The 2,958-nt window shown below is 42.8% G+C and carries 3 protein-coding genes and 1 pseudogene; 3 read left to right on the top strand and 1 reads right to left on the bottom strand.

The window, feature by feature from the left end; genetic code table 11:
- Window positions 1-92 precede the first annotated feature (92 nt).
- Window positions 93-1,205, bottom strand: coding sequence for an alanine dehydrogenase (ald, locus tag SORDD16_RS05460; protein ID WP_061417805.1), 1,113 nt, complete (start codon window positions 1,203-1,205; stop codon window positions 93-95).
- A 176-nt stretch (window positions 1,206-1,381) separates the two neighbouring features.
- Between ald and SORDD16_RS05455 the strand changes: the two genes are divergently transcribed.
- The 3 genes and pseudogenes from SORDD16_RS05455 to SORDD16_RS11845 form a co-directional block, all read left to right on the top strand.
- Window positions 1,382-1,951, top strand: coding sequence for a GNAT family N-acetyltransferase (locus SORDD16_RS05455; RefSeq protein ID WP_061452661.1), 570 nt, complete (start codon window positions 1,382-1,384; stop codon window positions 1,949-1,951).
- Window positions 1,952-2,017: 66 nt separating this feature from the next.
- Window positions 2,018-2,668: a helix-hairpin-helix domain-containing protein gene (locus SORDD16_RS05450; RefSeq protein ID WP_061452660.1), complete on the top strand. Its 651-nt coding sequence runs from the start codon at window positions 2,018-2,020 to the stop codon at window positions 2,666-2,668.
- Window positions 2,652-2,958 (top strand): annotated as a pseudogene (locus SORDD16_RS11845) (competence protein ComEC); the annotation flags it as partial. The gene SORDD16_RS05450 and the pseudogene SORDD16_RS11845, both read left to right, overlap by 17 nt.

Genomic DNA, 2,958 nt, shown 5'->3' with positions numbered 1-2,958 from the left:
GCTCCAGTTAAGGTTGAAGAAAAGAACCAAGAAAAAGAATAGCAAAAAAGCAGTTCAGATGTGAACTGCTTTTTTTTAATGAGTGTCTAGCTTTAAACAAGTTCGTCGATAGAAGTGTGCTCTTTATCGAGGCCTTGAGCAACTGGGAGGCTGGTCAAGTAACCTTGATAAGTGGTCACACCTTGACGTAAGCCCTCATCTTCAGCAATTGCTTGTGCGAATCCTTTGCCAGCCAATGCCTCGATATAAGGAAGAGTGACATTAGTTAGGGCGATAGTAGAAGTACGGGCGACAGCACCAGGAATATTGGCAACGGCATAGTGGAGAACACCGTGTTTTTCATAGACAGGTTCATCGTGTGTTGTCACACGGTCAGCTGTCTCGATAACACCACCTTGGTCAACGGCAACATCAACGATGACAGAGCCTGGACGCATTTGTTTGACCATCTCATCTGTCACCAATTTCGGAGCCTTGGCACCAGGGATGAGAACTGCACCAATCACAACATCAGCGTCTTTCACACTTGCTTCGATGTTAAATGAATTGGACATAAGAGTCTGGATTTGGTTTCCAAAGACCTCTTCTAGGACTGAGAGACGTTTGGCACTGATATCAAGAATGGTCACTTGAGCACCGAGTCCCAAGGCGATGCGGGCAGCATGTGTACCAACGACACCACCACCGATGATGGTTACTTTTCCTTTTGGAACACCCGGTACACCACCAAGTAGGACACCAGAACCACCAGCTTGCTTAGTAAGGAAGTGAGCTCCGATTTGAACAGCCATACGACCTGCAACCTCACTCATAGGAACGAGGAGCGGTAGTTGTCCTTGATTGTCACGAACAGTTTCATAAGCAATTCCTGTTGTTTTGGCTGCTAACATAGCTTCTGCTAATTCTGGCGCAGCGGCCATGTGCAAGTAGGTGAAGAGGAGAAGGTCGTCGCGCAAATAACCATATTCAGAAGCTAGTGGTTCTTTTACTTTCACGACTAACTCGGCAGCCCATGCTTCAGCAGCAGTAGCGACAATCTCAGCTCCTTGCTTTTGATAGTCCGCATCAGTAAATCCTGAACCGAGACCAGCATTTGTTTCGATGAGGACACGATGTCCACGACTGACTAAACTGTGGACGCCAGCAGGAGTGAGGGCAACACGGTTTTCATTATTTTTAATTTCTTTAGGGATTCCGATTAACATAGAGATAACCTACCTTTCAATTGACGGTCTTGTTTTAGTTGTCACATTCCAGTTCATAAATCAAAAATGTGATGGTTTTATTGTATATGAAACCGCTTTAAATTGCAAGGGAGACTTGTCATCCAAATTTATTTATGCTAGACTAGTGAGAATCAAGCTCTAATGGAGGGAAAAGTATGGAATCAATATTTGTGAAATTTGCTCAGTATCCATCTATAGAAACGGAGTGTTTATTGCTCCGACCTGTAACCTTGGACGATGCAGAAGCTATGTTTGAGTATGCCTCAGACAGAGAAAATACACGCTATACTTTTCCAACAAATCAAAGCTTAGAAGAAACCAAGAACAACATCGCTCAGTTCTACTTGGTTAATCCCTTGGGACGGTGGGGAATCGAACTAAAAAGCAATGGTCAGTTTATTGGAACTATTGATTTGCACAAGATTGATCCTGTTCTTAAGAAGGCAGCTATTGGCTACATTATCAACCAAAAGTATTGGAATCAAGGATTGACGACAGAAGCCAATCGGGCCGTGATTGAGCTAGCTTTTGAGAAGATTGGAATGAACAAGTTGACCGCACTTCACGATAAGGACAATCCCGCATCAGGAAAGGTCATGGAGAAATCAGGTATGCGTTTTTCCCACGAAGAACCCTATGCCAGAATGGATAATAAAGAACCAGATCGAATTATCACAAGGGTTCATTATGTCTTGACTAAGGAAGACTATTTTGCAAATAAATAAGCAGTTGAAAAGATTTTTCAGCTGTTTTTTTCTTTCACTTACGAATAACTTAAGAGAGGAGAAAATATGGAAGCAATTATCGAGAAAATCAAAGAGTATAAAATCATTGTCATCTGTGCTGGTTTGGGTTTGGCCTTAGGCGGATTTTTCCTACTAAAGCCAACTTCACAAACATCTGTGAAAGAAACAAACTTGCAGGCTGAAGTTGCAGCTGTTTCCAAGGATTCATTGACTGAAAAGGAAGTCAAGAAGGAAGAAAAGGATGAATCTCCTGAACAAGATCTAATCACAGTAGATGTCAAGGGTGCTGTTAAATCGCCAGGGATTTATGATTTGCCTGTAGGTAGTCGGGTCAATGATGCCGTTCAGAAGGCTGGTGGCTTGACAGAGGAGGCAGACAGCAAGTCGCTCAATCTAGCACAGAAAGTTAGTGACGAGGCTCTGGTCTACGTCCCGAGTAAGGGAGAAGAAGGAGTGAGTCAGCAGACTGGTTCTGGAACGTCTTCTTCGACAAGTAAAGATAAGAAAGTCAACCTCAATAAAGCCAGTCTAGAAGAACTCAAGCAGGTCAAAGGCTTGGGAGGAAAACGAGCGCAGGATATTATTGATCATCGTGAGGCAAATGGCAAGTTCAAGTCGGTAGATGAATTAAAGAAAGTCTCAGGCATTGGCGCTAAGACCATAGAAAAGTTAAAAGACTATGTTACAGTGGATTAAGAATTTCCCTATCCCCCTAATCTATCTGAGTTTTCTGTTACTCTGGCTTTACTATGCCATTTTAGGAGCGTCCTATCTCTCACTGCTAGGTTTTGTTTTTTTGCTTGTCTGTCTCTTTTTCCAATTTCCTTGGAAATCGGCCGGTAAAGTTTTAGCGTTTTGTGGAATTTTTGGATTTTGGTTTTTGTTTCAAACTTGGCAACAGACACAAGCTAGTCAGAACCTAGTGGATTCTGTTGAGAGGGTACGGATTTTACCTGACACTATTAAGGTCAATGGAGATAGTCTGT

This window comes from Streptococcus oralis (assembly GCF_001578945.1).
GTDB lineage: Bacteria > Bacillota > Bacilli > Lactobacillales > Streptococcaceae > Streptococcus > Streptococcus oralis_Q.
This window is presented reverse-complemented; position numbering and strand designations above follow the sequence as displayed.

Excerpts from the sequence above, each read along its gene's own strand:
- ald (WP_061417805.1), bottom strand. The coding sequence starts at position 1,205 with ATGTTAATCGGAATCCCTAAAGAAATTAAAAATAATGAAAACCGTGTT.
- SORDD16_RS05455 (WP_061452661.1), top strand. The coding sequence starts at position 1,382 with ATGGAATCAATATTTGTGAAATTTGCTCAGTATCCATCTATAGAAACG.
- SORDD16_RS05450 (WP_061452660.1), top strand. The coding sequence starts at position 2,018 with ATGGAAGCAATTATCGAGAAAATCAAAGAGTATAAAATCATTGTCATC.